Origin of the sequence: Candidatus Clostridium helianthi, from assembly GCF_045310795.1 — a bacterium.
In the GTDB taxonomy this organism is placed as follows: Bacteria; Bacillota; Clostridia; order Clostridiales; family Clostridiaceae; genus Clostridium; species Clostridium helianthi.
Map to the genome: position 1 here is coordinate 13,210 of NZ_JBJIAB010000021.1, position 26,447 is coordinate 39,656.

Here is a 26,447-nt window from a genome sequence, read left to right on the forward strand (position 1 = left end):
ATTGTATAAGTATGTAGAAATACTATCTATACTTTTAGGGAGGAAAAATTAATGAGTGAAGAAAATATATTTATTGAGCAAGCTGAATATATTAATGAAGATTTGTTCAAGAAGTGGAATATAGAACATCCAGATGAAGAAGTTATAGTAAGAAAATTATCCCAAGGAGGAGCAAAATTAATTACAGGCCCTAGAGGTTGTGGGAAAACAACGCTAATGCTAAAAACTTATTATAAATTGTGTTCGCAAAAGAAATGCACAACACTCGCTATTTATGTGAATTTTAAAACGTCTTTAAAAATTGAGCCTCTTTATAGAAAAAATATTAATGCATCATATTGGTTTAATCAATGGTTATTATTTAAAATATATCAGGGGTTATATAAAACGTTAGAAAACATAAATGTTGAAGCACCAAAAGATTTGTTGCTTAATAAAGCTCAAATTGATGATGTTGTTAATAAAATTGAATTAGGTTTTATGGAGAAGATAAACATGGAAATTATTTTAACAATTTCTATGTTAGAGGAGGAAATTAAAAAAATATTATCATGCACTAATAGAAATCATTGTGTATTACTGTTAGATGATGCTGCACATGCATTTTCTGTAGAACAACAATATGATTTCTTTGAATTCTTTAGGCAAATAAAAAGCAGAATAATTTCACCTAAAGCAGCAATATATCCAGGGATAACTAATTACTCGTCTACCTTTCATGTAGGACATGATGCAGAAGAGATTGATGTTTGGATTAAACCAGAAATGAATAATTATGTTGAATTTATGTTACAAATATTGGAGCGAAGGCTACCAAGGTATATATATACTAAATTAAGTGAACAATTAGATTTACTATATATAATCTGCTACTCAAGTTTCGGAATTCCTAGGGCAGTTCTGAATATGGTTAGTAGTTTGTATAAGGATAAGACTGTAGATGGAGTAGAGGAATTTGAAGTGAAATTTACTAGGCAGACAGTAATGAAGGCTATAAGTCAAACCTATACTCAAGTAATGAATATATTTTTATCATTAAAAGAAAAGTTACCAATATATGAAAAATTCATTGTAAGCGGAGAGCAGATATTTATAAAGATGGTAGAAGAGATTAAAGAGTATAATAAAGAAAGGAATATTGATGAACAAGGGGTTACAATAGCAATAAAAAAAGTATTACCATCAGAATTATCAAAAGTTATTGAATTTTTTCAATATGCAGGGTTAGTTATGTATAAAAAAGAATTGAGTAAGGGGGAAAAAGGAGTATTTGAATGTTATGATATACACTATTCTGCCTTACTTGAAAGAAATGCATTTATGGGAAAAAAAGCAATTAAATCAATGGATTTATCTATTGCATTGAGAAAAAGAAATGCACATTCATTTAAAAGAACTACAGCAAATGTTCTAATTGGTACAGATGATATAAGGAGTATATTTCCATTATCACTTCCGCCATGTCCAGTATGTGGAACACCAAGAGCTTCTGAACATACAAAATTTTGTGGAGAATGTGGAACAGCACTAAAAACTGCGTCTATTTTTGAAGAATTAGTTTCTAATGATATAAATAAGTTACCATTAACATCAAAAAGAGTTCAATCAATAAAAAAACATTCTAGAATAAGAACAATTAAAGACATACTTATGGACAATGATAATAGAGAATTACGAGGAGTCCCACAAATTGGTCCTTATTGGGCAGAGAAAATTTATTCATATGCAGAGGAATATATAGGATGAGTAATAATTGGAGTAACTCAATCAATCAAAGTATTGGTAATCAAAAAATTAGAGATATTAACGAGTATTTTGAAAATATAGAAAGTGACGCTTTAGATAAATCTCCTATAGATAGATTTTATAGATCTGTGACAAATATATTGAGTATTGCCAAAGAACCCAGTTATTTAGATGAGAATACAGTAATAGGACCATTACTTTTTATTGGGATAATTTCATGTACTGAAAATTATCTTAGAGAGATATTATCAGAAACTATCCACATTTGTCCAATATGCAGGGCAGAATCTGCAAAACAATCAATTAGTTTAGGTTCTGTATTATGGCATTCAAGTAGTAATGTAGAGAAAGGTTCTTTTGAGAATATTTCATTCGCAGACGGAGAAGCGATACAAAAGACATGCAAGAAATTTTTGGGATATAATATAGATAGAACAGGGCTTGCTTATTCTGCTTTAGAAGAATTCGATAAAATATGTGAATTAAGACATGCCATAGTTCATTCTAATAATATTATTGCAGGTAAAAATGCAATTAAATTGGGAATAAAATCAAATAATAAAATAATAAAGGTAAAGATATCTTATAAAGAACTTCAAGAATGTGCAGTTATATGTACAGCTTTAGTAAGTAGTTTGAATACAGAATTATTTAATTTAATGGTTAGGAGATGGGCTTCAGAGTGGCCAAAGTTACCATTATGGGATAGCAAAGATGATAATAAAAATTTCGCTTCAATTTGGAATATGTTTTATTCAAAAATTGATTCAGATAGAGGCGTGATTCCTAAAGATATTTCTATGATAAAATGTAGAAATGATGTAAAAAAAGAATTTAATAGATAGTTTACATACGCTAATGAAGCAGAAGGCGTGGATTTTAAAGGTCACACTTCGCCTCCACCATAAAACCCACGACCATTTGTATGTGGCTTAAATAGCTACTTACAAGTGGTCGTGTTTTTTTGTTATGAGTAGCTTACATATAGAACAGATTTTTATATAGTGGGATTTCTGCTAGAGCTTGGTCTCATGATAATAATGTTAGTGAAAAACAATCTTATTATTTAGAATACTTCGTTAAAATTTAAATAGAAAAATATCAAAGGGATTAAAGATTAACATGGCAAATTATCTTTAGTGACAGAAGTTAAAAAAACGATATAGCAAAACAAGGCACTCTACGTTCAATTTACGTAAAGTGCCTTGTATATTTTATTAATAAAATTCTATTGCTACAGTTATGTAGAATTATTATCATAAAGAGTATATGAAATCAAAATAGACGCACTTTGTTGGTGCCAGGAACCTTTGTAAAAATTTTGTTTTCACATGATACCATAATTTACCTAAATAATACTGTTTTTTGCTCAATTATTCCAACATTTCAGCAGAAATATTCGGAATTTGTACTCTTTCTTCAAATCCATCCATTGGAACACCATCATAACTATATAGTTTTTTCAAAAGCTGCCATAGTGTTTCCAATTCTTCTTTACTGAAATCATTAAATATATCAGTCATAAAATTTTTCTTAACGTCCCTTGCATTTTTTGAAACAGAATTGATGCCAGCTTCTGTAAGCATTACATTAACAGCTCTTTTATCCTTTTCTGATGGCACTACTGATATATAGTTTTTCTTTTCAAGGCTTTTTATAATCCTTGTTGCATTCTGCTTAGTGGTACCCAATTTACCTGCTATATTTATGATTGTAGCATCACCTTCAGGTATATGAAGTATTGCTAAAAGTGTCAACAGCTGCTTACTTGTTAGATCACCGCTGTAACTGTCCCCAGCAGTCTGAAGTTTGTTTGAAACCGCTATGAGACTGGCATATGTCTGATCCATTATATACCTTAGTTCGTTCAATTCTTTGTTATCCAATTTCAATCCTCCCGATTAATATAGTTTATAAAAATATTATATCATATATAGACAATGCGTTGACAAATAAATTTTTAAGGTATATACTTAATTTTAGACAATGCGTTGACTAAAATTAAAAAAGATTTTTAAGGAGAATAGGAATGAAATTTATAACTATTATGGGAAGTCCAAAGAAAAAAGGAAAAACTGATTTTACATTGTCACTATTCGAAGACCAGATGAGAAAAGCTGGCCATGAAATTGAGAGAATTAATGCCATAGATATAAATATTAACGGCTGCAAAGAATGTTACGCCTGCACACATAAAAGTTCAGAACATGGATGTCCTCAAAAGGATGATTGGGACATGGTATTTAAGAAAATGCTCGCTGCAGATGCTTTAATATATGCAACACCGCTTTTCTGCTATGGTATGAGCGCTCAACTTAAACCACTTACGGACAGGCACTTTAGTCTAATGAATAAGGATCTGTTAAAAGGCAAACTTTCAGCACTACTAGTTACTAGCGGAGGTGAAGAAGCCAACAACACAGATCTTCTTCAAACAATGTTTAGACGTGCTTTTGATATAAATGAAGGAGATAAATTCAAAACTACTGTCGTTGGGAATTACGTTGCAGAATGGAGCATAAAACCTGACTTTGAAAAAAGAGCAGAAGCAGTTGCCGAAAAAATGTTTAATGACTTTAACTGTGCTATTTTGAGCAAGTAATTTTAGGGAGGTTAATACACTATGAGTATATTATTTAAAGATGAACAATTTGATTTCCAGGTACTAAGATTACTCGGTGAAACAGCCTATTGTGCAGCTGATATAGGAGAAGTTGTCTCTACAAGCAATAGGATAACAGAAGGTGATTATGACAGTTGGTGTGATGAATGGGCTAAAACTGCCGAAAGATTACATGGTATAGGCAACAAAGCCTTGGCGGAAGGTCACTTAATAAGCGCCAAAAAGGCATATCTGCGTGCTTCTAACTATTACCGTACTGCAGAATTTTTTCTTCATGAAAATCCAAATCCAGAAAAAATTGAAAAGCTATTTGACGCAAGCACAGAATGCTTTTCAAAGGTTATGGAGCTTAATAATCCGGTAATTAAGTCTGTTATGGTACCCTATGAAGGTACAACTCTGCCTGCCCATTATTATCAGATAAATGATACAAATGAGCCAAATCCAGTTCTGATACTTTTAACAGGATTTGACGGTACAAAGGAAGAATTTTATGGACTAGCTATGACAGCCCTTGAACATGGAATGAACTGTCTTGCTATAGAAGGTCCTGGACAAGGTGAAGTTGTTAAAAAGCAGCATTTATATTTCAGAGCTGACTATGAAACTATTGTTACCCCTGCTGTAGATTACCTCCTTGCGAATGAATCAATAGACCCGGAAAAGATAGTTCTATGGGGTGAAAGTTTTGGAGGATACCTCGCACCAAGAGCAGCAGCATTTGAACATCGTCTTGCTGCATGTATAGCAAATAGTGGAATCTACGATTTCCTTGGAGGCGGAATAAATGGCCTTGGTTTAACAAGAGAACAGATACTCACCATTGCTGAAAAAGACCCTGAAACTCTTAATAATAAGCTGTATCAGATTACGAAGAAAAGTCCCGAATTCCGATGGAAGATATCTCAAGGCATGTATGTATTCGGATGTAGCATGCCAGCAGAATTTGTTATAGCTGCAGGAAAATATCTAATGAAAGGCATTGCAGAAAATATAAAATGCCCGACACTGGTTGTTGATACTGATGAGGACGGACTTGTTGATTCACAGGCCAAGCCACTTTATGATGCCCTCACTTGCAGAAAGGATTATATGCTCTTTACAGGCAAAGAAGGTGCAGGAGCACACTGTCAGTGCGGTGCAAAACTTATTGGCAATGAGAGAATTTTCAGCTGGATAGAAGATATTCTTTCCGCAAAGTAATAAGTCTCTCTAGCCTTCGTTAAATAGTTATATGTATTTATATATGGGCAGTAACTCTGGACATGTACTTTGAGGTCGGCATGGGTTTTTATATCAATCCATTCATAGCAGTATTATTTGGCGTTGTTATTCTTAAAGAGAAGTTAATCCATTTAAAAATAACAGCACTTATTTTTTTTTGAAAATGGAGAGGTAAGATTGTTTGATATGAGCTAATATTTAGAAAGAGGTATATTTAGAGAATTAAAAGATTTATCTTTATTCAAATCTGCGAGAGTTAGTTTTGACACAGTGGAATGAGAGAACGAGGCTGATGTAGATCTTGGAACACTATATGAAGATAGTGTTCCTTATGGTGCTAATTATTAGTGGATTTTAAAGGTCACGCTTCGCCTCCACCATGAAACCCACGAAAATCTGAAATTATGATATGCTCCCTTTATAGTAGACAGTTAAAATAATAAAACTGTTTCTATAAAGGGGGTATTTTATTTTGGGAGGATTTATATATAAATGCTATGATTTACAGAATGCATAGATGAATAGTAGATTCTACTATTCATGTGTAAAATTATAGAAAAAACAAGAAGTATTAGATATAATAAAAAGAGTAGAATGATACAAAAGAATTTATGGGATGGAGATACACATGGAAAAAGAATATTCAGAATTACTCCCTTTTACGGCTGATACAAATGGGTTTGATAAAGTGCTCATTCCTCTAAATAGGTGTAGTCCACTCGCCTTCACATGATTTGTAGTTAGCTGTTATCCCTACGAATAAAGAATATAAAATAAATTCGCTCAAAGCCAAGAATCAATAAAATTTCATTGCATTTTGTGCATTGAGCGAAGCGCGAAAGGAATGGTTATAAAAATGAAAAAAATATTTATACAGAAGATTTCTGCTGTTTTTATACTTTTACTTATGTTCATAGGTTTATTTGGATGTGCAGCAACAAATAAAACTGCTGCAAATAAGCAGCAGGATAACAATGTGGAAGCTACAAAATCAGAAGATAAAAAGATAGATTCTAGCCAAGATGGGGATTCAAAGAATAAAAAAATTATTAATGATTTTCAAGGCGTTGCAGATTATATACATAAAAATGGAACTTTGCCTGAAAATTTTATAACAAAAGCGCAGGCTAATAAACTTGGATGGAAGCCAGGAGACGATCTTAGCAAAGTAGCGCCTGGTAAAAGCATAGGGGGAGATATTTTTAAGAATGCTGAAAAATCTCTACCAGATGCGCCTAATAGAATTTGGCATGAATGCGATATTAACTATAATGGAGGACATCGTGGGGATGATAGGATTCTTTATTCAAATGATGGATTAATTTACTCTACCTCAGATCATTATAAAACATTCAAATTATTATATAAAGGAAAGTAGTTTTTTTAAGGATGTGAATAGCTTGAATAAAGTAGTAATACAAGGCAGTAAGCTTACGGATAAAAATATGTTACACCAAATTTTAAAACAGGAATTAAAGCTTCCTGCTCATTACGGTGAAAACTTAGATGCACTCTGGGATTGTCTAACTGCTGATGTTCAATTGCCAGTTACAATTGAATGGGTTGACTTTCAAAAAAGTAAAGACTTATTAGGTGATTATGCTGAAAATACATTAGAAATTTTTAATGAAGCTGAAAAATTTACTGGAGGAAAACTTAAGATAAAAATTATTTCCAACTTCTAATTGACTCAAACTTAATATTTATCTTGATTGAAAAAAACGTTATCAGTTGATATAATGTAGGCAATAGTCCAATGGAAGGAAGTATTATATGTTCAGTTATAGTCAAATCAAAAGTCTTAATGATTTAGAAATTTCTGTTTATAATTATATTATGGATAATAAAGATAAGGTCCGATATATGAAAATAAGGGAATTAGCAGTTGAATCGCATGTATCAACTACAACCATATTAAATTTCTGCAAAAAAGTAGGTTGTAGTGGTTATTCAGAGTTTAAACTAAAATTTAAATTATTTATAGAAGAAAAAGAAATTAAAAAAGTAAGTGAAGATAATACAGAGATAATTGATTTTTTTAAGAAAACAAATACTGAAGAATATGATGAGAAGATAGAGGAAATTGTAAAAGCTATATTAAAAGCAAAGAGAACAATTTTTATAGGAAGTAGCATGTCAGGAATTATAGCAAGATATGGAGCAAGATATCTATCAAGTGTTGGACAATTTAGTTTATGCATTGATGATCCGTATTACCCGACTACAGGTAAATTTTATGAAAATTCAGTTGTAATAGTATGTTCTGTGTCTGGAGAATCGAAAGATATTATAGGCCATATAAATAGATTTAAAAAAGATAATTGCTGTATTGTTAGTATTACTAACACTGAAAATTGCACTATAGCAAAAATGTCTGATTATAATATCCCATATTATGTGCCATATGTTAAAGTAGGAATATATGATATTACAACTCAAATTCCAATAATCAGTATAATAGAAAGAATTGGAAGGAAACTACAAAATCGTCGAGAAGAATCTATACAAGATGAGTAAATAGCTATGCGCAAAAAATAAGAGTATTTTACATAGGGCTTTATTGATTTGAAGTTTTTAACTCAAGTTGATAAAGCTTATTTTAATTACTTTTTTGTTTGTTAATCACAGTTTTTAAATATATGAAATGTCAAGAATACATTTCGATTTTAATTGCAAAAAAACATTTTGTTTTTTTGCAATAACAAATTATTAAAAAACAGACATGTTTTTTATAATGGTTTACATAGTGACAGAATAAGCTTTTTCAATTAATATTAAGATACATTCAATAGCTATTCGAAAATAATAAATATAAGTGAGGTAATAAAATGGCAAAGGATTATGCATTAATTGCGAAAACGATTGCGAAAAATTTAGGCGGTATCTCAAATATTGAAAGTGTAACTCATTGTATGACTCGTTTAAGAGTTTGTTTAAAGGACGACTCAAAAGTAAATGTAGATGAGATTAAAAAAATTAATGGAGTAATGGGATATGTGAACCAAGGTGGGCAACATCAAGTTATTATTGGAAATAATGTATCTTATGTTTATAAGGAAGTTTTAAAATTAGGAAACTTTGGAGATCAAAGTGACATTGCAAAAGGGATAAAAAAAGAAAAGCTAACTATCAAAAAAGTTGGAACTAATATATTGGATGCATTAGTAAGTACAATGTCACCATTGATACCAGCAATTATTGGTGGTTCAATGGTAAAGTTAGTAGTAATGATGTTATCTATGTTAAAAGTACTACCAGCAGACAGTACTACATATACATTACTAAATGCTATGGGAGATGCAGCGTTTTATTTCCTTCCAATTATGGTGGCAGTATCAGCATCTAAGAAATTTAAAACTAATACTTATTTAGCTATTGCAATAGCAGGACTTATGGTACATCCAGATTTTATGAAACTAATGGTAAGCGCATCAGAAGGTAAGGAAGTAACTTTAGCGTTTATTCCTATTGCATCTGTTAAGTATACGTATACGGTAATACCAGCACTTTGTATGACTTGGATATTATCATATATTGAAAGATTTGTAGATAAGATAACACCAGAAGTAACTAAAAATTTCTTAAAACCAGCGATTATAGTATTGATTGCAGCTCCAATAGCAATTGGACTTATAGGACCTTTAGGTATATGGATTGGTACAGCAATATCAGGTTTAGTTTATTTTGTTCACAGCAAATTAGGATGGGTATCAGTAGCAATAATGGGAGCTTTATGGCCATTACTTGTTATGACTGGTATGCATAGAGTGTTTACTCCAACTATATTAACAACTATAGCAGAAACAGGAATGGAAGGAATGGTAATGCCTTCAGAAATAGGTGCGAACCTTTCATTAGGAGGAGCAGCTTTAGCTGTTGCTTTTAAAACTAAAAATAAAGAGTTAAGACAAACTGCAATTGCAGCAGCTTCTTCTGCAATCATTGCGGGAATCACAGAACCATCATTGTATGGAGTAGCATTAAGATTTAAAAGACCTTTGATAGCATCATTAATTTCAGGTGGTGTATGTGGTGCCGTAGCAGGGATAGCAGGACTTGCAAGTAGATCTATGGCTGCACCAGGTTTATTCACAAGTGTTCAGTTTTTTGATCCACAAAATCCATCAAGCCTTATTTGGATAATTGGAATAATGATACTGGCAGTCGTATTATCTTTCGTATTAACTCTAATATTTGGATTTGAAGATATTCCAGCAGAAGATAATATTGAAATAATGGGGGCAGACAATGAGTAAATACAGTTTCCCAGAGGAATTTCTGTGGGGGGGAGCCATTGCAGCAAATCAGGCTGAAGGTGCGTATAGAGAAGATGGAAAAGGTTTAAGCACTGTAGATGTTATACCACATGGAATAAACAGAATGAAAGTAAAATTAGGGTTAGAAGAAGATTTGACTTTGAAAGATAGTGAATTTTATCCAAGTCATGAGGCAATTGATTTTTATCATCATTATAAAGAAGATATTGCTCTGATGGCTGAAATGGGATTCAAAGTTTTTAGAACTTCAATCGCATGGACAAGAATCTTCCCTAATGGAGATGATAGTAAACCTAATGAAGCAGGAATTAAATTTTATAAAGATTTATTTTTAGAATGTAAAAAATATAATATGGAACCATTAGTGACATTATGTCACTTTGATGTTCCAATGGAACTGGTTAATAAATATGGATCATGGAAGAGCAGAAAAATGATATCATTTTTTGAAAAGTATGCAAGATGCTGCTTTAAAGAATTTGATGGTTTGGTTAAATACTGGCTGACATTTAATGAAATAAATATATTGATACATAGTCCTTTTTCGGGAGCAGGTATATATTTCAAAGAAGGTGAAAACAAAGAGCAGGTTAAGTATCAGGCAGCTCATCATATGTTAGTAGCAAGTGCTTTAGTAACTAAAATAGCCCATGAACAAAATCCAGAAAATAAAGTTGGATGTATGCTTGCAGGAGGAGATTTTTATCCGTATTCATGTGATCCAAGAGATGTATGGATGGCTCATACAAAGGATAGAGAAAATTTATTTTTCATAGACGTACAAGCTAGAGGTAAGTATCCATCATACTCAAAGAGGGTATTTGCGGAAAAAGAAGTTAGTATTGTAATGGAAGAAAATGATCTGGATATATTAAAAAATACAGTGGATTTTATATCTTTTAGTTATTATGCTTCTAGATGTGCATCTAAGGATATGGAAAATCAAACCGAAGCTAATGTTGTTAAATCCATAAAAAATCCTCATTTAGAAGTTAGTGAATGGGGATGGGCAATTGATCCGTTAGGACTTAGAATAACTATGAATACGCTATATGATAGGTACGAAAAACCTTTATTTATAGTAGAAAATGGACTAGGTGCTAAAGATACGATAGAAGAGGATGGCTCAATAAATGATGATTACAGGATTGATTATCTTAGACAGCATATCATGGAAATGAAAGAAGCTATGAAAGATGGAGTTGAACTATTAGGATATACATCTTGGGGATGTATAGATTTAGTTTCAGCATCCACTGGAGAGATGAGCAAAAGATATGGATTTGTATATGTAGATAAACAAGATGATGGAACTGGAACTTTAGAGAGAAAAAGAAAGAAATCTTTTTATTGGTATAAAAAAGTAATAGAAACAAACGGTGAATGTTTAATATAAAAAATTTAAAGGTTACGCTGCGTTGTAACTATAAAACCCAAGACAATATTTATTAGTATTGTCTTGGGTTATTTTAGTTTATAGATATTAAGAGAATGACATCACTATAAAAAACATATTAAAAAGTAGTAATAGAAAAGTATTTTAGAATTAGCAAAGGTGAATTATATCTAAATGACGCAGGATTTTATTAAAAATATTGATAGTATTTTTCCTTTTGCTTCTTAAAAATAACAATCAAATCCGTTTTCAACGAATATATTTTTATACTCCAATAGATCTTCTTCATGAAGTTGTTGCGTATTTTGGAAAGTATATGGTTTGTTCAGAAGTTCGTATTTTTTCTGCCCAAATTGATGAAATGGAAGTAAGTTTACTTTCTTAGCATTAACGGACTCAAGTAATTTACAAAATTCTTTAGCATCTTCTAAACTAGAGTTTATGTTTGGAATGACAGGAATACGAATAATAACATCTTTACCGTTATCTATAGCAATTTTCAAATTTTCAATAATTAAATCATTATAAACATTTGTTACTTTAAAATGCTTTTCTCTATCATAGTGTTTTATATCAAATAATAATAAATCTACATCTTGTATAAACTTTGAGAATGTTTCATTTGAAGCATAGCCTGTAGTTTCAATTGCTGTGTGTATATTTTTTTCTTTTAAAATCTTTAAAAGCTGTGAGGCAAATTCATGCTGCATTAATACTTCACCACCAGATAAAGTGACGCCACCATTTGATTCTTCATAAAACATTTCATCTTTCATAACTTCATTCATAACATGAGAAAGGGTTAAAAATTCACCTTCTACTGAAAGAGCTTTATGAGGACAGGAATTTTTACAAGCAAAACAAGAAATACAGTTGTTAGAATCAATTTTTATATGATTATCATTTAAGGAAATAGCATTATTTTGACAAACGTCTATACAATGAAGGCATTGTGTGCACTTAGTTTTATCACATATGATTTGTATCTTACTATCTTGAGATTCTGGATTTGAACACCATAGGCAACTTAATGGACAGCCCTTGAAAAAAACTACAGTTCTGATTCCAGGACCATCGTGTATGCTGTATTTTTGAATATTGAAAATGCAAGCCTTTATATCTTTCATAAAAACACCCCCATATAGTAAAAGCAAGATTAGTATTATGATTGAACCGCAATAATTTAAGTTTCAATTGATGATTCAATGTTAACATGAAAAAATATAAGTGTAAATAAAAAGTTTCATTTGAAATAAGAGTGCGTTTCATAAGAATAATAATTTGATGTTTAATATTATTTGAAGTAGTATATAATCAATAATAAGCAGAATTGCTTTTATTCGAAATATAAATAGTTCATTTTGTAAGTAGTTTATGATATAATTACCATTGGATTTAGGTATATAGACTAGTTATTTTTTGAATATACCTAAGAGAAGGAGGAGTTTCTATGACAAGTAGGTATACAAAGCTTCTTGAAATTGTCAATGAAAACAAGCGTATAGAAGTCAGTAAATTATCAGAGCTTTTAAATGTATCTCAAGTGACTATACGTAAAGATCTTGGTGCATTAGAAGAAAAAGGATTATTGAAGCGTGAACATGGTTATGCTGTTATGACTTCAAGTGATGATATCAATAGCAGATTAGCTTTTAATTATGATATAAAAAGAAAAATAGCACAATTGGCAAGTAAACTTGTTAATGATGGTGAAACAGTTATGATTGAATCGGGCTCATCTTGTGCCTTACTTGCAGAAGAACTTGCATATAATAAAAAGGATATAACAGTAATAACTAATTCTACATTTATTGCAAACTATATTAGAGAAGGAAATGCGAAAGTAGTGTTGCTTGGAGGAGATTACCAGCCGGAATCTCAGGTGTCAGTAGGCCCTCTAACAAGAAAGTGCGTTAAAGATTTTTTTGTAGATAAATTGTTTATCGGAACTGATGGTTATAATTCTAAAATAGGGTTTACAGGAAAAAACTTAATGCGTACAGAAACGGTAAAAGCCATGGCTGAAAGTTCTAATAAAATTATAATATTAACAGAATCATCAAAGTTTTCTGAGCGTGGAGTGGTATCTCAATTTAAAGCAGAAGAGATAAGCTATTTATTTACAGATACTAATATTCCTGAAGATGTTTTAGAAAGTTTAAAGAAGGAAAAAGTGGATGTTCAAATGGTAAGTGTAAATTAATATGGTTTATAAGAATAGAACAACCATAATATAGGAATTTATAAGATGCATAGGTATAGGGTTTACTTTAATGAGTAAAAATTATAATCTATGCATTTTTTTGTTATCTTAAATAAAAAGGATTTTGTTATTCGTTTCGAAAATAATTATATAAGTTTCAAATGAAATAATAATATTGACAAAAGATATTGTTGATATATAATTTAGTTATGAAAGAAAATAAAAATAGTTTCAAATGAAAGTGAAAAAGTTTGTTATAATATGAAATTGATAATGAGGGGAGAATATTTATGAATCATTTTGGAGAATTAACTGATAGAATGCATAATTTTAGAGAAGAATTATTAAATGCAAAATCTATGGTTAGTGTAGAAAGAGCTAGACTTACTACGGAAAGTTACAAAGAACACGCTGATAAGCCAATGGTATTACGTAGAGCGTTATGTTTAGAAAATATATTGAAAAATATGACTATATTTATTGAAGATAACTCGATAATTGCGGGAAATCAAGCAGAATCAAATCGCTCAGCTCCTATTTTCCCCGAATATGCAATGGATTGGGTTATAAATGAACTTGATGAATTTGAAAAACGTGAAGGTGATATATTTTATATTACTGAAGAAAGTAAGAATGTTTTAAGAGAAATAGCACCTTTTTGGGAGCATAAAACTTTAAAAGACAGAGGTCTTGCAGGGATGCCTGCTGAAAGTAGAATTTTTTATGATCTAGGGATTATAAAAGCAGAGGGGAATATTACTTCTGGGGATGCTCATATAGCGGTAAATTATGAAACTGTATTAAAACTTGGGTTAATTAATTATAAAGAGCGAACAGAAAAAAAATTAAAGGAACTAGACCTTACAGACTATAGGAATTTAAATAAGTCTTATTTTTATAGAGCAATTTTAATTGTACTTGATGCAGTAGCAGCTTTTGCAAAGCGTTATGCAGATTTAGCGTTAGAATTAGCTGAAAAAGAATCTGATGTAAATAGAAAAGAAGAATTACTTGAAATGTCAAGAATATTAAATAAAGTTCCATATTATCCAGCAGAAACTTTCCATGAAGCAGTTCAATCTTTGTGGATAATTCACTTAGTTTTGCAAATTGAGTCAAATGGACATTCACTTTCATATGGAAGAATGGATCAATACTTAGATCCTTTCTATGAAAAAGATTTAAAACTTGGAAGGATTACTGAGGATAGTGCTACTGAATTATTAACAAACTTGTGGCTTAAGACTTTTACTATAAATAAGATAAGAAGCTGGTCACATACACGTTTTAGTGCAGGTAGTCCCTTATATCAAAATGTTACAGTTGGTGGCCAGACTGTAGATAAAAAAGATGCAGTAAATCCATTAAGCTACTTAATTCTAAAGAGTGTTGCTCAGACAAAATTACCACAACCTAACTTAACAGTACGTTATCATAGAGGGTTATCTGATGATTTTATGAAAGAATGCATAGAAGTAGTAAGATTAGGATTCGGAATGCCAGCCTTTAATAGTGATGAAGTTATTATTCCATCATTCATAGAAAAAGGTGTAAATGAAAAAGATGCCTATAACTATAGTGCAATTGGATGTGTTGAAGTAGCGGTTCCGGGTAAATGGGGTTATAGATGTACTGGAATGAGCTTTTTAAATTTCCCTAAATCATTATTAATAGCTTTAAATGATGGAGTTGATCCCGAGTCAGGAACTAAGCTCTGCGAGGGTGTAGGTCACTTTAAGGATATGACAACCTTTGATGAGGTTATGAAAGCCTGGGATAAGATAATTCGTGAATTTACAAGACATAGTGTAATAATAGATAGTTGTGCAGACTTAGCAATAGAAGAAGTTACAGCAGATGTATTATGCTCAGCTTTAACTGATGATTGCATTGAAAGAGGTTTAAACTTAAAAGAAGGTGGAGCCGTATATGACTTTATCAGTGATCTACAAGTAGGTATCGCTAACCTTGGAGATTCTCTTGCAGCAATTAAAAAATGTGTATTTGAAGATAAGAGTTTTACCGCGGTAGAGTTGTGGGATGCATTAATTAATAACTTTGAAGGGGAAGAGGGGAAAAGAATTCAAGATATATTACTTAATGATGCTCCTAAGTATGGAAATGACGATGATTATATAGATTTATTATTAAGAGAAGCTTATGAAATCTATATTGATGAGATAAAGAAATACAAAAATACTAGATATGGTAGAGGACCAATTGGAGGATGCTATTATGCTGGAACTTCTTCAATTTCAGCTAATGTACCACAAGGAGCAGGAACTTTGGCAACTCCTGATGGAAGAAAGGCTGGAGAGCCTTTAGCTGAAGGGTGTTCACCATCTCATGCAATGGATAAGAATGGTCCTACAGCAGTATTTAAATCAGTTTCAAAATTACCAACACACGATATTACTGGTGGAGTATTATTAAATCAAAAGGTAACACCACAAATGTTATCTAAGGAAAGTGATAGAGAAAAGTTAATTTTATTAATTAGAACTTTCTTTAATCGTTTAGAAGGTTTTCATGTACAATACAATGTAGTATCAAGAGATACTTTACTTGATGCGCAAAAACATCCAGAAGAGCATAGAGACCTAATTGTTAGAGTAGCAGGATATAGTGCTTTCTTTAATGTATTATCGAAACAAACTCAAGATGATATAATTGAAAGAACAGAACAAGTTTTATAGTAAAATAATTCTCCCCAAGTGAAATGTTCATTGATATTATTTATGAAACCAACGACCATTTGCATGTGGCTTAAATAGCTGGTTGCAGGTGGTCGTGTTTTTTTGATACTGGCGGCTTAATCTTATATATTTTGTAAAAGATTGAACAATCTATAAATTAATCAATATCAGAATTAATTTTATGTTTTTCTTCAGAAACCGTATGGAGGATTCTTTTTAGAATAATGACTGTTTGTTCTTCTTCTTTCTTAGATAAGTTTTTAGAAAAAATAGCAACTAATTCTAAAAAGGTTGCATCTATCTTAGGTATAACTTTTTTTCCTGCATCTGTTAGATATAGCCTATAAATACGCTTATCATTTTCATCCTGAATCCTTTTTACGTAATCATTTGCTACTAGATTTTTTACTGCTTTTGCAGTAGTTGATTTACCTACATACAGAAACTCACTTAACTCTTTCTGACTTATACCTTCATTTTTTGAAATCACATATAAAAAATCATGTTGGCCACTTCTAATATTTAAATCTATAAGCTTTGAATTTATTATGCTCTGAGCATTTCTATAAATTGCTGCATTAAGTTTACTAATGTTTTCCATAGTTACTTATCTCCTTTACATTAGTTTCCTAAAAAGTGAAACTTTTCAGGTGGAGTTTTAAATCCAGCTGAATTTAGTTGAACTTATACCCTCAAGGGGCACTTTGTCCAGAAGTGTGCAGCCGTTATCTCCCGCTTAAAGAAAAGGGAGTGCTACGGATGCTAGATATCGGATAAAACCATCTTAAATTATATATATAAATAATTATAGTTTCAATGATTTACTAGGATATATATTTTTTGAAATTATGAATTGGTATTTTAAAATATAGATTGTATTATTTGCAAAAAGAAAACTCTGCCATTGATAAAACGCAGAGCTAACTTTGTATGTGATTAATATACGTTTTGAGAATTTGTATTACGTACTAATCCTAAGGTAAAACACTACTCTTGTACTTGAAGTTTTCTTTTTCTACCAATAATGAAATAGAGAATAAATGCTATAATAGCAGCCCCACTTGCCCACAGATACATTTGAGCATATCCAACGTTTGATGAAACTACTCCTAAAATTACTGCACCCAATCCTATACCACAATCAAATGCAGTGAAAAATGTAGCATTGGCAGCACCTAGACGTGAAGGTGGAACTCCAACCATGGCCATTGTCTGTAAAGTAGATTGAGTTGCACCAAAGCCTATTCCGTAAATAAATGCGGCGATTAAAAACATGCTAATATTTGAAGACTCAGATAACAGCAACATAGATATAATTACACATATAAAACCTGGAATAATTGCATAGTCAAAACCTAATTTATCTATTATTTTACCGAATATTGGTCTAGATATAAATAAGGATATTGCATAGACTGTAAAGAAAATTCCAATGTTCTCTATGCCTTTTTGTGAAGCATAAAGAGGTAAGAAACTGGTTAATGCACCATAAGTTATTGTTACAAAAAATACTATAATAGAAGGATTTATAGATATTTTTTCATACAATGAAGCTTTTATTTTAGTTTGCTCTTTATTTTCAATTTTTTTATATTCTAATTTAAAAGCAATAATACCCCCAAGTACGGCTAGTATAGTAGATGTTAAAAATAGAGCTTGAAAGCTATATTTTGATATCACAAATAATCCAATTGTAGGAGCTACTGCCATAGCTAAACTACTTGTCAGACTAAAATATCCCATTCCTTCTCCAAAACGATCATTTGGGATATTATCCGAAGCAATTGTATTAGAAGCTGTACTTACTGCACCCCAGCCAAAGCCATGGATAAAACGTATCATAATAATTGCACTAATAAATGGAACTATTGAATAAGAAAGTACTGATATAATAAATATAAATAATCCAACTAAAAACACCTTTTGTCGGCCTAACTTATCAAGAAGTAATCCAGAGATTGGCCTAATTATTACTGAAGATACTACAAACGCTCCAGTTACTAATCCAATAACAGAGTTTGTCCCTCCGAGTTTTTTTGCATAGAGCGGAAGTGTAGGTAATAACATTTGAAATCCAAAAAATATTAATAAGTTTATTATGTTTATAATAACGAAGTTTTTTGTCCAAAGAACCTTATCTTTTTGTATATCTTTTTCCATGAATGATCTCTCCTTTGCAATATTGGTTTCCTTTGCAACTAATATTATAGTAACATAAATTAGTTTCTTGTGCAACTAATTTGGTTGATGAATTCAATAAAATTTTTACTCATAACTAATGAGATTTAAGTTGATATTTAAATAGTACCAAAAAGTGGGGATAAGGAATTTAAGTTGTAATTAATAGGAATTTATATGCAAATAATGTTAAAATATAATAATAAAGAGTATAATAGTTTTATTAATAATTCAATTACTCTTTAACATAACTGAGTGGAGAATCCACTAACATTCATATAAAAATTTTAAATTATTTAAATATAAATATTTCTTAACATAAAACTATGGTGTAAAGTAACAAGAAAATATTAAGTGAAATTAAAAAGTTTACTTAATAAAGAAGGGAGCTAAATGATGAATTGGGAGGTATTTGAAAAGGCTTTGATTAATTATGATAAGTTAGAAGTTAATAAAATTCTTCAACATTTTTTAGCTGAAAAAAATGGGATTGATTTTATTGATGAGTATATAGTTAAGTCCTTGACTTCCATTGGGGAGAAGTGGGAAAGAGGAGAAGTAGCTTTATCACAGATATATATGAGCAGCAGGCTTTGTGAGGAAATTGCTATTTCTATTTTGGATGAAAAAAATTTCACAATTAAGAATGCAAAGCCGATTGCAATAGTGACTCTTGAGGACTATCACACTCTTGGAAAGAAAATCGTAAGTGCTGTTGTGAGGTCAAGTGGTTTTGACCTTATAGACTACGGTTCTATAAGTGGACCAGAGGAGATAATAAAGAGAGTAACTGAAGATAGGATAAAAATACTTATGATATCAGTATTAATGTATCCATCTGCTTTAAAAATTAAGAAAATATCTCAAATGCTTCATGAAAAGGATCCTTCAATTAAAATATTGGTTGGGGGGGCACCTTTTTTAATGGATAGCACTCTTTGGGAAGAAGTTGGCGCAGATAAAATGGGGAAAAGCGCGGCAGATAATGTCGCTATTATAGAACAATGGATGAAGGAGGATTCTTAATGGAAAAAAGGTATACTTCTATGGAAAGAGTGTTGACAACTATGAGTAAGCATGAACCAGACAAGGTTCCATTGTTTTTAATGTGTACACATTACTGCGCAAAATTTTTAGATGTATCAATTAAAAACTATTTTAGTAAACCTGAGAATGTTGCAAGAGGACAAATGATACTTCTTAAAAAATTTAATAATGATTGTTTGAATCCATTTTATTCTGCTGCTCATGAGTATGCAGCTTTTGGAAGTGAAGTTATTTTCAATGAAGCAGGTTCTCCAAATGCTGGTGAACCAGTAATAAAAAACTTTGACGATATTTTAAAATTACAACCACCAGATGTTAAAAATTCAAAAATTCTTAGAAACTGTCTTGAGACAATATCAATACTGAAGGAGGAAGTGGGGATGTCGGTCCCTATTGCTGGGGGCGTGTTATCTCCTTTTTCACTTCCTATTCTTCAAATGGGTTTTGATAAGTATATTGAACTTATTTATGAAAAACCAGAGTTGTTGGAGCATCTTATAAAAATCAATGAAAGGTTTTGCACTGAATGGGCAAATATGCAATTGAGGGCAGGTGCAACATTTATATCATATATAGATTCTATGTCTGTATCTTCAGTTATTCCTAAAAGTATATATTTAAAGACTGGATTTCCTTCTGCAAAGAGAACAATACCCACTATTAAAAGTGATGTAGCCATAGCTACTTCCTCGGCAAGTTCTGCCTCAATACTCGAGGAAATCCTTGAAGCTGGGATTAAAGCTATTCTGGTAAGCCATTCTGACGATCTAGCTGAAATAAAGAAAAGTGTTGATCAAAGAGCTACATTGCTTGGAAATCTAAATGGTATTGAAATGTGCAGATGGACCAGATCTGATGCTGAATATAATGTTAAGGAAGCGATAAAAAAAGCTGGAGTTGGTGGTGGTTTCATCCTATGTGACAGTTTAGGGGACATTCCTTATCAGGTTAGTGAGGATATTCTTTATGAAATATCAGAGAGTGTAAATAAGTGGGGAAGATATCCATTAAATTGGAGGTGATTATATGAACGATAAACTATGTATTTTAATTTGTGAAAGTTTCAAAGCTGAAGTGGAGAGTATGCTAGGGGGATTGAAAAATGGAGAGATTGAATTTAAATACTATTCAATGGATTGTATAAATTGCAATCGTCAAAGACAGAAATTATATGATGGACTTATTGCGTCAGGTTATTGCAGCGATTCAGTTATTTTGCTGCCAACTCAGAAGAGCTCTGGAAAAGATGAGAATCTTGTTGGCGAAAGTATCTTCAATTCATGTCTTTCATTATTGGCTGGAAGTGATCTAATAAATTACCTTTCTTCAATGGGGTATTATTTGACTACACCAGGTTGGCTAAAAAGATGGAAGCATATTATTATGGACATATACGGATTTAATCAAGAAACTGCACGTGAATTTTTTTCAGAATACTGTAAAAAGGTGGTTCTTATTGACAGTGGCGTATATAGCAATATCCTACTTGATTTAATAGAGTTTTCAGAATATATAGGAATGAAATATGAAATTATAGATGTAGGTTTGGATTGCTTTTCAAGCATTATAAATAATTCATATAAAAATTGGAAAGTTAACAGACTAGAATACATTTTAAATTTAAAAAACAAGCAGGTCACTGATTATGCTCTTGTATTTGATTTTCTTGAAAAAAAAGCAACACTTTTAAAACGTGAAGACCTGATTAAGAATATTTTTACTTTATTTGAAATGTTGACCGGTGCTAAGCATCTCGCATTTCTTCCTGTAATTGAACATAAAAAGGGAAAAATAATTTTCCATAAAGATAAGTTGTACAAAAGTGAACTATATAATATCGACAACTCAGAATTTAGGCAAAGTTATTTTCTTACTTCCTCAGGAGCAGGATTTATTTTCAAGATAACTTTTAATAATGAATTAATGGGTTATATGGAAGTGGAAGATATTATGTTCCCTAATTATATGGAAAACTACTTAGATTTATCAAAAACAATCATGATAATTCTAGGAATAATGCTTTTTAATTCAAAGATTTATGAGAAATTAATTGATACAAATGAGGAACTTCTTTCATTGAATAATGAGCTTGAGGTTCTTGTTGATAAACGTACTTCTCAACTGTTGGAGGTTAATGGAAACCTGGAAGAAACAAACTGTATGCTAGAAGAAGAAATAGAAGGGCATAAGTTAACTGAGACTAAGCTTAAGGCTGCAAAAGAGGAAGCAGAAAGAGCAAACTCAGCTAAAAGTCAGTTTCTGGCAAATATGAGTCATGAAATAAGGACACCTATGAATGGGATTATGGGAATGACTAGCTTATTGGAATTTTCAAAGTTGACAGATGAGCAAATTGACATAGTAAAAATGATTGAAACTTCTTCAAAACATCTTCTTCAGATTATTAATGATATACTTGATCTCTCAGTAATGGATGTAGGCAAGATTGAACTAAAGCCAGAACGTGTAAATATATTTAATTTAATGAATGAAAGTAGAAATTTATTTACATATTTAGCAGAGAATAAAGGACTGAATCTTGAGATTATTGTTGATAATAATTTACCGAATGAAATCATATTAGATAAGGGCAGATTAATGCAAGTTTTAAGCAATTTAATAGGAAATGCAATTAAGTTTACTGAAAAAGGTAAAATTCAAGTATCCGTAGATAAAGTTGAGGATAAAGAGAATAGAGTGAAGCTAATGTTTTCTGTAAAAGATACAGGGATTGGAATTAAGGAAGAAGACATTCCGAGATTATTTAATTATTTTACGCAGTTAGATATATCGGCTTCAAAAAAATTTCAAGGGACTGGTCTGGGGCTTGCTATTTCTAAAAATATCGTTGAACTTATGGGGGGAGAAATATCTGTTGAAAGTCAGTATGGTAAAGGAAGTACATTCTACTTTACTTGTTTGTTTGATATTGCTAGTGATAGTAAGGAATCATCAAATATTCAAAAAGTGTGTATAGATAACAAGGCTTATCATGAAACTAGTATATTACAAGTTGAAGATGATATTATCAGCCAGAGATTTATGAATCAATTATGTAAGCTTGCAGGGTGGAAAATAAAAATAGCTTCAAATGGATTAGAAGCATTGAATATGCTTGAAAATGAGGATTTTGATATAATTCTTATGGATATTCAGATGCCAGATATGAGCGGAATCGAACTTACAAAAATAATTCGGGAAAAAGAAAAGTTAACTGGTAAACATATTACTATAATCGCAATGACAGCATATGCAATGGGAGGAGATAGAGATATATGCATTAATACAGGTATGGATGATTATATTAGTAAACCAATTGAAGTTATGAAACTTAAAGAAGTTGTTACTAAGTATAGCAACAGTTATAAATAGAGTATTTATAAAATATTAAAAGATCTAAAAGCTTATACATAAACTGCACAATAGGATGCGAAGAAAAGTAAGATTGGTACGGATTATATTCACTAATTAGTTAGGCGATTTTATATGTCTTTAAGATGGTGAATTATAAAGGTAGTTCTTCGTCATCAACATGAAACCTACGAAAATTTGGAATTCGGATTTTCGTGGGTTTTTATTTTGTGGAAAATAAATTTATTATTATTGAACTTCCAATAATTTTCAATTATATATTTGTATTGATATTGCCTTTTGTGGTAACAATTATTATATCCGAAGTAGTTTATAGAATTCCTAGAATTAGGTTTCTATTTGGCATAAAGAAAAATAATTATAAACAGTTTGAATATAAATAAATAATTATTACCTAGACTTCTCTCATCCTTTATGAATAGTGTGTATGTTAATTTGAAGATATTATTTCATTTTGTTCTTTTGATGTTTTTAAAATGGTGAAGGAATTTCTAATATAAAGCGAGTTTGAATAGAATATGTTTTTTATAAAAGTGGGAAATTTATAGTATAAAAATTATTTTATGAAAGTCAGTTAAAAATCTTAAAAAATGTATTGCATAACTAAAAGAAAAGTGTTATTATGAAAACGTAGTCTAGAGAGAGGTTCTTAGAGAGGGGCTTTTAGTAGACTATAATGAAATAATAATAAATAATATCTAGCATGTTACTGATTCGATCAGGCATAAGCATAGAGAAGTAAAATGAAGTAATATTTATTCGTTAAAACACATATTTTGTACAGTTTTTATAGGGTATTATCATATTTTTTTATGATTTAATTTTAGTGTACAAATATTGTGACGATATACGAATATATACTATTGTTTTATTTCCAAATGCTTATGCCTTTTGTTTTTGTAACAAATAAAAAATAGGAGGTATAAAAATGGTAGGAATTATTCTTGCTAGTCACGGAGAATTTGCTAAAGGCATCATGCAATCTGGTGCGATGATTTTCGGAGAACAAGAAAACGTAAAAGCTGTTACGCTTATGCCTAGCGAAGGACCTGATGATCTTAGAGCAAAAATGAAAGATGCAATCGCATCCTTTGACAACCAAGATGAGGTTTTATTCTTAGTTGATCTTTGGGGTGGTACACCATTCAACCAAGCGAATATGCTATTTGAAGAACATAAGGATAAATGGGCAATCGTAGCTGGTTTGAATTTACCAATGTTGATTGAAACTTATGGTGCACGTCTTTCAATGGAATCTGCTCATGAAATTGCAGCTTATATCTTAAATGCAGGTAAAGAAGGAGTTAAAGTTAAACCCGAAGAGTTAGAACCAGCAGATACTGGTAATGCTTCAGGAGCGGGAGCAGGGCAATCTAATGCAGGTGCACCTGGATCGTTTGAATACGTTTTAGCTCGTATCGACTCTCGTTTACTTCATGGTCAAGTAGCAACTGCTTGGACAAAAACTGTAAATCCTACACGAATTATTGTCGTGTCAGATGATGTAGCTAGAGATACTCTTCGTAAGAATTTGATCACGCAAGCTTCTCCTCCGGGGGTTAAGGCTCATGTTGTTCCAGTTGATCATATGATTAAACTTGCAAAAGATGATAAGCATTTTGGAGGCCAACGTGCAATGCTTCTTTTTGAAAATCCAAAAGATGTGCTTAGAGCTGTAGAAGGCGGAATACCGCTAAAGACAATCAATGTTGGTTCAATGGCTCACTCTCCAGGTAAGGTTCAACCAAGCAAAGTTTTAGCTTTCAATCAAGAAGATATCGATATATTTAATAAGCTTAAACAAGCTGGACTTACTTTTGATGTGCGTAAAGTACCAAATGATTCAAAAGCAAATATGGACGAAATACTTAAAAAAGCACAAGATGAATTAAAAAAATTAAAATAATCTAGTTATTTAGAGAAAAAGGAGGATTAATAACCATGACTTTAAATATAGTTCAAATTATATTAGTCATTTTAATAGCATTTTTAGCTGGTGTAGAAGGTATCTTAGATGAATTCCAATTTCACCAACCGATAATTGCTTGTACGTTAATTGGCTTGGTTACAGGTAATTTACTACCATGCTTAATCTTAGGTGGTACTCTTCAAATGATAGCCTTAGGTTGGGCAAATATTGGTGCTGCTGTAGCACCTGATGCAGCATTAGCCGCTGTTGCATCTGCAATCATTTTAGTTCTTGGAGGTCAAGGTGAAGCAGGAGTTGCTTCAGCAATCGCTATTGCTGTTCCTTTAGCAGTTGCAGGATTATTATTAACAATTATTTGTCGTACACTTGCTACAGCGTTCGTACATTTTATGGATGCTGCTGCTAAAGAAGGAAATCTTAGAGCTATTGATATGTGGCAAATCGCTGCTATTTGTTTACAAGGTGTACGTATTGCGATTCCATCAGCTTTAATATTAGCAATCGGTGCTGGTCCTATTAGTTCATTACTTGCTGCTATGCCTACTTGGTTAACTGGTGGTTTAGCAATTGGTGGTGGAATGGTTGTAGCTGTTGGTTATGCAATGGTAATCAACATGATGGCTACAAAAGAAGTATGGCCATTCTTCGCAATTGGTTTTGTATTAGCAACTGTTTCACAAATTACACTTATCGGACTTGGTGCAATAGGTGTAGCTTTAGCACTTCTTTACTTAGCACTTAGCAAACAAGGTGGCTCAGGTAATGGTGGAAGTTCAAATACTGGTGATCCTTTAGGGGATCTAATAGATAGATACTAAGAAGGGAGAGGAAACGAAAATGTCAAAAGAATTAAAATTAACAAAAAAAGACCGTATTTCTGTTTGGTTCCGTTCATTTTTCCTTCAAGGTTCTTGGAACTATGAAAGAATGCAAAATGGTGGTTGGGCATTTGCAATGATTCCAGCAATCAGAAAATTATATAAGACTAAAGAAGAGAGAGCTGCAGCATTAGAACGTCACTTAGAGTTCTTTAACACTCACCCATATGTAGCTTCACCAGTTGTTGGTGTAACATTAGCTTTGGAAGAAGAACGTGCAAATGGTGCACCAATCGACAATGTAACTATTCAAGGTGTTAAGATTGGTATGATGGGACCTTTAGCTGGTATCGGAGATCCGGTTTTCTGGTTTACTGTAAGACCAATTTTAGGAGCATTAGCTGCTTCACTTGCTCTAGGTGGTAACATCCTTGGGCCAATTATATTCTTCTTCGCTTGGAATATAATCCGTATGGCATTTATGTGGTATACACAAGAGTTTGGTTACAAAGCAGGATCTCGTATTAGTGAAGATTTATCAGGTAATATGCTACAAGATATTACAAAAGGAGCATCTATCCTTGGTATGTTCATCCTAGGATCCTTAGTTAACAGATGGGTATCTGTTAAATTTGCACCAGTAGTATCATCTGTTAAATTAAGTGATGGTGCATTTATTGATTGGAGCAAACTTCCTGCTGGAGCAGAGGGTGTTAAGCAAGCTCTATTACAACAAGCATCTGGTATGTCATTAACTGATACTAAGATTACAACACTACAAAATAACTTAGATTCATTAATCCCTGGATTTGTAGGATTATTAATTACACTTCTTTGTATGTGGTTACTTAAGAGGAAGGTATCTCCAATTCTTATAATTCTTGGATTGTTCATAATTGGTATTGTTTTCCACTTGATCGGTTTAATGTAGTACTTT

Annotated in this window: 21 protein-coding genes; 17 read left to right on the top strand and 4 right to left on the bottom strand. The window is 31.6% G+C overall.

From position 1 onward, the window contains the following. Positions 1-51: 51 nt before the first annotated feature. Together ACJDTP_RS15995 and ACJDTP_RS16000 are read left to right on the top strand one after the other, a co-directional pair. Positions 52-1,746, top strand: coding sequence for a hypothetical protein (locus tag ACJDTP_RS15995; protein WP_077855729.1), 1,695 nt, complete (start codon positions 52-54; stop codon positions 1,744-1,746). Beyond that, positions 1,743-2,591 carry a hypothetical protein gene (locus ACJDTP_RS16000; protein ID WP_406761798.1) on the top strand — a complete coding sequence of 283 codons (849 nt, stop codon included), beginning with the start codon at positions 1,743-1,745 and terminating at the stop codon, positions 2,589-2,591. Before ACJDTP_RS15995 ends, ACJDTP_RS16000 begins: the two co-directional genes overlap by 4 nt. Positions 2,592-3,119: 528 nt before the next feature. On the opposite strand, the gene ACJDTP_RS16005 is transcribed toward ACJDTP_RS16000, so the two are convergent. Beyond that, positions 3,120-3,632, bottom strand: coding sequence for a MarR family winged helix-turn-helix transcriptional regulator (locus tag ACJDTP_RS16005; protein WP_017212771.1), 513 nt, complete (start codon positions 3,630-3,632; stop codon positions 3,120-3,122). A gap of 143 nt (positions 3,633-3,775) precedes the next feature. On the opposite strand from ACJDTP_RS16005, the gene ACJDTP_RS16010 reads away from it, so the two are divergent. The 7 genes from ACJDTP_RS16010 (at position 3,776) to ascB (ending at position 11,266) form a co-directional block, all read left to right on the top strand. After that, the gene (locus ACJDTP_RS16010) at positions 3,776-4,348 is read left to right on the top strand and encodes a flavodoxin family protein (protein WP_077855725.1); all 573 of its coding nucleotides are present in this window, start codon (positions 3,776-3,778) and stop codon (positions 4,346-4,348) included. Between the two features lie 21 nt (positions 4,349-4,369). After that, on the top strand, positions 4,370-5,572 hold the full coding sequence (locus ACJDTP_RS16015) for an alpha/beta hydrolase family protein (protein ID WP_077855724.1): 1,203 nt from the start codon (positions 4,370-4,372) through the stop codon (positions 5,570-5,572). Positions 5,573-6,449: 877 nt separating this feature from the next. Continuing rightward, on the top strand, positions 6,450-6,971 hold the full coding sequence (locus ACJDTP_RS16020; RefSeq protein WP_039773196.1) for a ribonuclease domain-containing protein: 522 nt from the start codon (positions 6,450-6,452) through the stop codon (positions 6,969-6,971). Positions 6,972-6,993: 22 nt separating this feature from the next. Beyond that, positions 6,994-7,278 carry a barstar family protein gene (locus tag ACJDTP_RS16025; protein WP_017209407.1) on the top strand — a complete coding sequence of 95 codons (285 nt, stop codon included), beginning with the start codon at positions 6,994-6,996 and terminating at the stop codon, positions 7,276-7,278. 88 nt (positions 7,279-7,366) lie between these two features. Continuing rightward, positions 7,367-8,110 carry a MurR/RpiR family transcriptional regulator gene (locus tag ACJDTP_RS16030; protein ID WP_011968043.1) on the top strand — a complete coding sequence of 248 codons (744 nt, stop codon included), beginning with the start codon at positions 7,367-7,369 and terminating at the stop codon, positions 8,108-8,110. Between the two features lie 311 nt (positions 8,111-8,421). Beyond that, the gene (ascF, locus tag ACJDTP_RS16035; protein WP_105411926.1) at positions 8,422-9,849 is read left to right on the top strand and encodes a PTS cellobiose/arbutin/salicin transporter subunit IIBC; all 1,428 of its coding nucleotides are present in this window, start codon (positions 8,422-8,424) and stop codon (positions 9,847-9,849) included. Beyond that, entirely contained in the window at positions 9,842-11,266 is a 1,425-nt protein-coding gene (ascB, locus tag ACJDTP_RS16040) for a 6-phospho-beta-glucosidase (protein WP_406761799.1), read from the top strand. Before ascF ends, ascB begins: the two co-directional genes overlap by 8 nt. Positions 11,267-11,490: 224 nt before the next feature. On the opposite strand, the gene ACJDTP_RS16045 is transcribed toward ascB, so the two are convergent. Next, positions 11,491-12,393 (bottom strand): glycyl-radical enzyme activating protein, encoded by a 903-nt coding sequence (locus tag ACJDTP_RS16045; protein ID WP_406761800.1) that lies wholly within the window; start codon positions 12,391-12,393, stop codon positions 11,491-11,493. Positions 12,394-12,716: 323 nt separating this feature from the next. Between ACJDTP_RS16045 and ACJDTP_RS16050 the strand changes: the two genes are divergently transcribed. Beyond that, positions 12,717-13,469, top strand: a complete 753-nt coding sequence (locus ACJDTP_RS16050; RefSeq protein WP_171786773.1) for a DeoR/GlpR family DNA-binding transcription regulator — start codon at positions 12,717-12,719, stop codon at positions 13,467-13,469. A 290-nt stretch (positions 13,470-13,759) separates the two neighbouring features. After that, positions 13,760-16,165, top strand: coding sequence for a glycyl radical protein (locus tag ACJDTP_RS16055; protein ID WP_406761801.1), 2,406 nt, complete (start codon positions 13,760-13,762; stop codon positions 16,163-16,165). 157 nt (positions 16,166-16,322) lie between these two features. Here ACJDTP_RS16055 and ACJDTP_RS16060 read toward each other — a convergent pair whose 3' ends face one another. Beyond that, positions 16,323-16,766: a MarR family winged helix-turn-helix transcriptional regulator gene (locus ACJDTP_RS16060; RefSeq protein WP_279269459.1), complete on the bottom strand. Its 444-nt coding sequence runs from the start codon at positions 16,764-16,766 to the stop codon at positions 16,323-16,325. 386 nt (positions 16,767-17,152) lie between these two features. After that, entirely contained in the window at positions 17,153-18,325 is a 1,173-nt protein-coding gene (locus ACJDTP_RS16065; RefSeq protein WP_171773465.1) for an MFS transporter, read from the bottom strand. Positions 18,326-18,736: 411 nt separating this feature from the next. Here ACJDTP_RS16065 and ACJDTP_RS16070 point away from each other — a divergent pair, with 411 nt between their 5' ends. The 6 genes from ACJDTP_RS16070 to ACJDTP_RS16095 all read left to right on the top strand — a co-directional run bounded on the left by ACJDTP_RS16070 (position 18,737) and on the right by ACJDTP_RS16095 (position 26,441). Continuing rightward, positions 18,737-19,369: a cobalamin B12-binding domain-containing protein gene (locus tag ACJDTP_RS16070; protein ID WP_406761802.1), complete on the top strand. Its 633-nt coding sequence runs from the start codon at positions 18,737-18,739 to the stop codon at positions 19,367-19,369. Beyond that, a complete protein-coding gene (locus ACJDTP_RS16075) occupies positions 19,369-20,412 on the top strand; it encodes a uroporphyrinogen decarboxylase family protein (RefSeq protein ID WP_406761803.1) in 1,044 nt (347 codons plus the stop codon). The genes ACJDTP_RS16070 and ACJDTP_RS16075 overlap by 1 nt, the downstream gene beginning before the upstream one ends. A gap of 4 nt (positions 20,413-20,416) precedes the next feature. Beyond that, a complete protein-coding gene (locus tag ACJDTP_RS16080; protein ID WP_406761804.1) occupies positions 20,417-22,762 on the top strand; it encodes an ATP-binding protein in 2,346 nt (781 codons plus the stop codon). A gap of 928 nt (positions 22,763-23,690) precedes the next feature. Next, positions 23,691-24,668: a mannose/fructose/sorbose PTS transporter subunit IIA gene (locus ACJDTP_RS16085; protein ID WP_077837864.1), complete on the top strand. Its 978-nt coding sequence runs from the start codon at positions 23,691-23,693 to the stop codon at positions 24,666-24,668. Positions 24,669-24,703: 35 nt separating this feature from the next. Beyond that, positions 24,704-25,510, top strand: a complete 807-nt coding sequence (locus ACJDTP_RS16090; protein WP_077837865.1) for a PTS mannose/fructose/sorbose transporter subunit IIC — start codon at positions 24,704-24,706, stop codon at positions 25,508-25,510. A 19-nt stretch (positions 25,511-25,529) separates the two neighbouring features. Next, positions 25,530-26,441, top strand: coding sequence for a PTS system mannose/fructose/sorbose family transporter subunit IID (locus tag ACJDTP_RS16095; RefSeq protein WP_406761805.1), 912 nt, complete (start codon positions 25,530-25,532; stop codon positions 26,439-26,441). Positions 26,442-26,447: the final 6 nt, after the last annotated feature.

Coding starts and splice junctions, on each gene's coding strand:
- ACJDTP_RS16065 (WP_171773465.1), bottom strand. CDS start 18,325: ATGGAAAAAGATATACAAAAAGATAAGGTTCTTTGGACAAAAAACTTC.
- ACJDTP_RS16060 (WP_279269459.1), bottom strand. CDS start 16,766: ATGGAAAACATTAGTAAACTTAATGCAGCAATTTATAGAAATGCTCAG.
- ascF (WP_105411926.1), top strand. CDS start 8,422: ATGGCAAAGGATTATGCATTAATTGCGAAAACGATTGCGAAAAATTTA.
- ACJDTP_RS16095 (WP_406761805.1), top strand. CDS start 25,530: ATGTCAAAAGAATTAAAATTAACAAAAAAAGACCGTATTTCTGTTTGG.
- ascB (WP_406761799.1), top strand. CDS start 9,842: ATGAGTAAATACAGTTTCCCAGAGGAATTTCTGTGGGGGGGAGCCATT.
- ACJDTP_RS16080 (WP_406761804.1), top strand. CDS start 20,417: ATGAACGATAAACTATGTATTTTAATTTGTGAAAGTTTCAAAGCTGAA.
- ACJDTP_RS16020 (WP_039773196.1), top strand. CDS start 6,450: ATGAAAAAAATATTTATACAGAAGATTTCTGCTGTTTTTATACTTTTA.
- ACJDTP_RS16075 (WP_406761803.1), top strand. CDS start 19,369: ATGGAAAAAAGGTATACTTCTATGGAAAGAGTGTTGACAACTATGAGT.
- ACJDTP_RS16000 (WP_406761798.1), top strand. CDS start 1,743: ATGAGTAATAATTGGAGTAACTCAATCAATCAAAGTATTGGTAATCAA.
- ACJDTP_RS16090 (WP_077837865.1), top strand. CDS start 24,704: ATGACTTTAAATATAGTTCAAATTATATTAGTCATTTTAATAGCATTT.
- ACJDTP_RS16045 (WP_406761800.1), bottom strand. CDS start 12,393: ATGAAAGATATAAAGGCTTGCATTTTCAATATTCAAAAATACAGCATA.
- ACJDTP_RS16030 (WP_011968043.1), top strand. CDS start 7,367: ATGTTCAGTTATAGTCAAATCAAAAGTCTTAATGATTTAGAAATTTCT.
- ACJDTP_RS16055 (WP_406761801.1), top strand. CDS start 13,760: ATGAATCATTTTGGAGAATTAACTGATAGAATGCATAATTTTAGAGAA.
- ACJDTP_RS16015 (WP_077855724.1), top strand. CDS start 4,370: ATGAGTATATTATTTAAAGATGAACAATTTGATTTCCAGGTACTAAGA.
- ACJDTP_RS16050 (WP_171786773.1), top strand. CDS start 12,717: ATGACAAGTAGGTATACAAAGCTTCTTGAAATTGTCAATGAAAACAAG.
- ACJDTP_RS16085 (WP_077837864.1), top strand. CDS start 23,691: ATGGTAGGAATTATTCTTGCTAGTCACGGAGAATTTGCTAAAGGCATC.
- ACJDTP_RS16070 (WP_406761802.1), top strand. CDS start 18,737: ATGATGAATTGGGAGGTATTTGAAAAGGCTTTGATTAATTATGATAAG.
- ACJDTP_RS16010 (WP_077855725.1), top strand. CDS start 3,776: ATGAAATTTATAACTATTATGGGAAGTCCAAAGAAAAAAGGAAAAACT.
- ACJDTP_RS15995 (WP_077855729.1), top strand. CDS start 52: ATGAGTGAAGAAAATATATTTATTGAGCAAGCTGAATATATTAATGAA.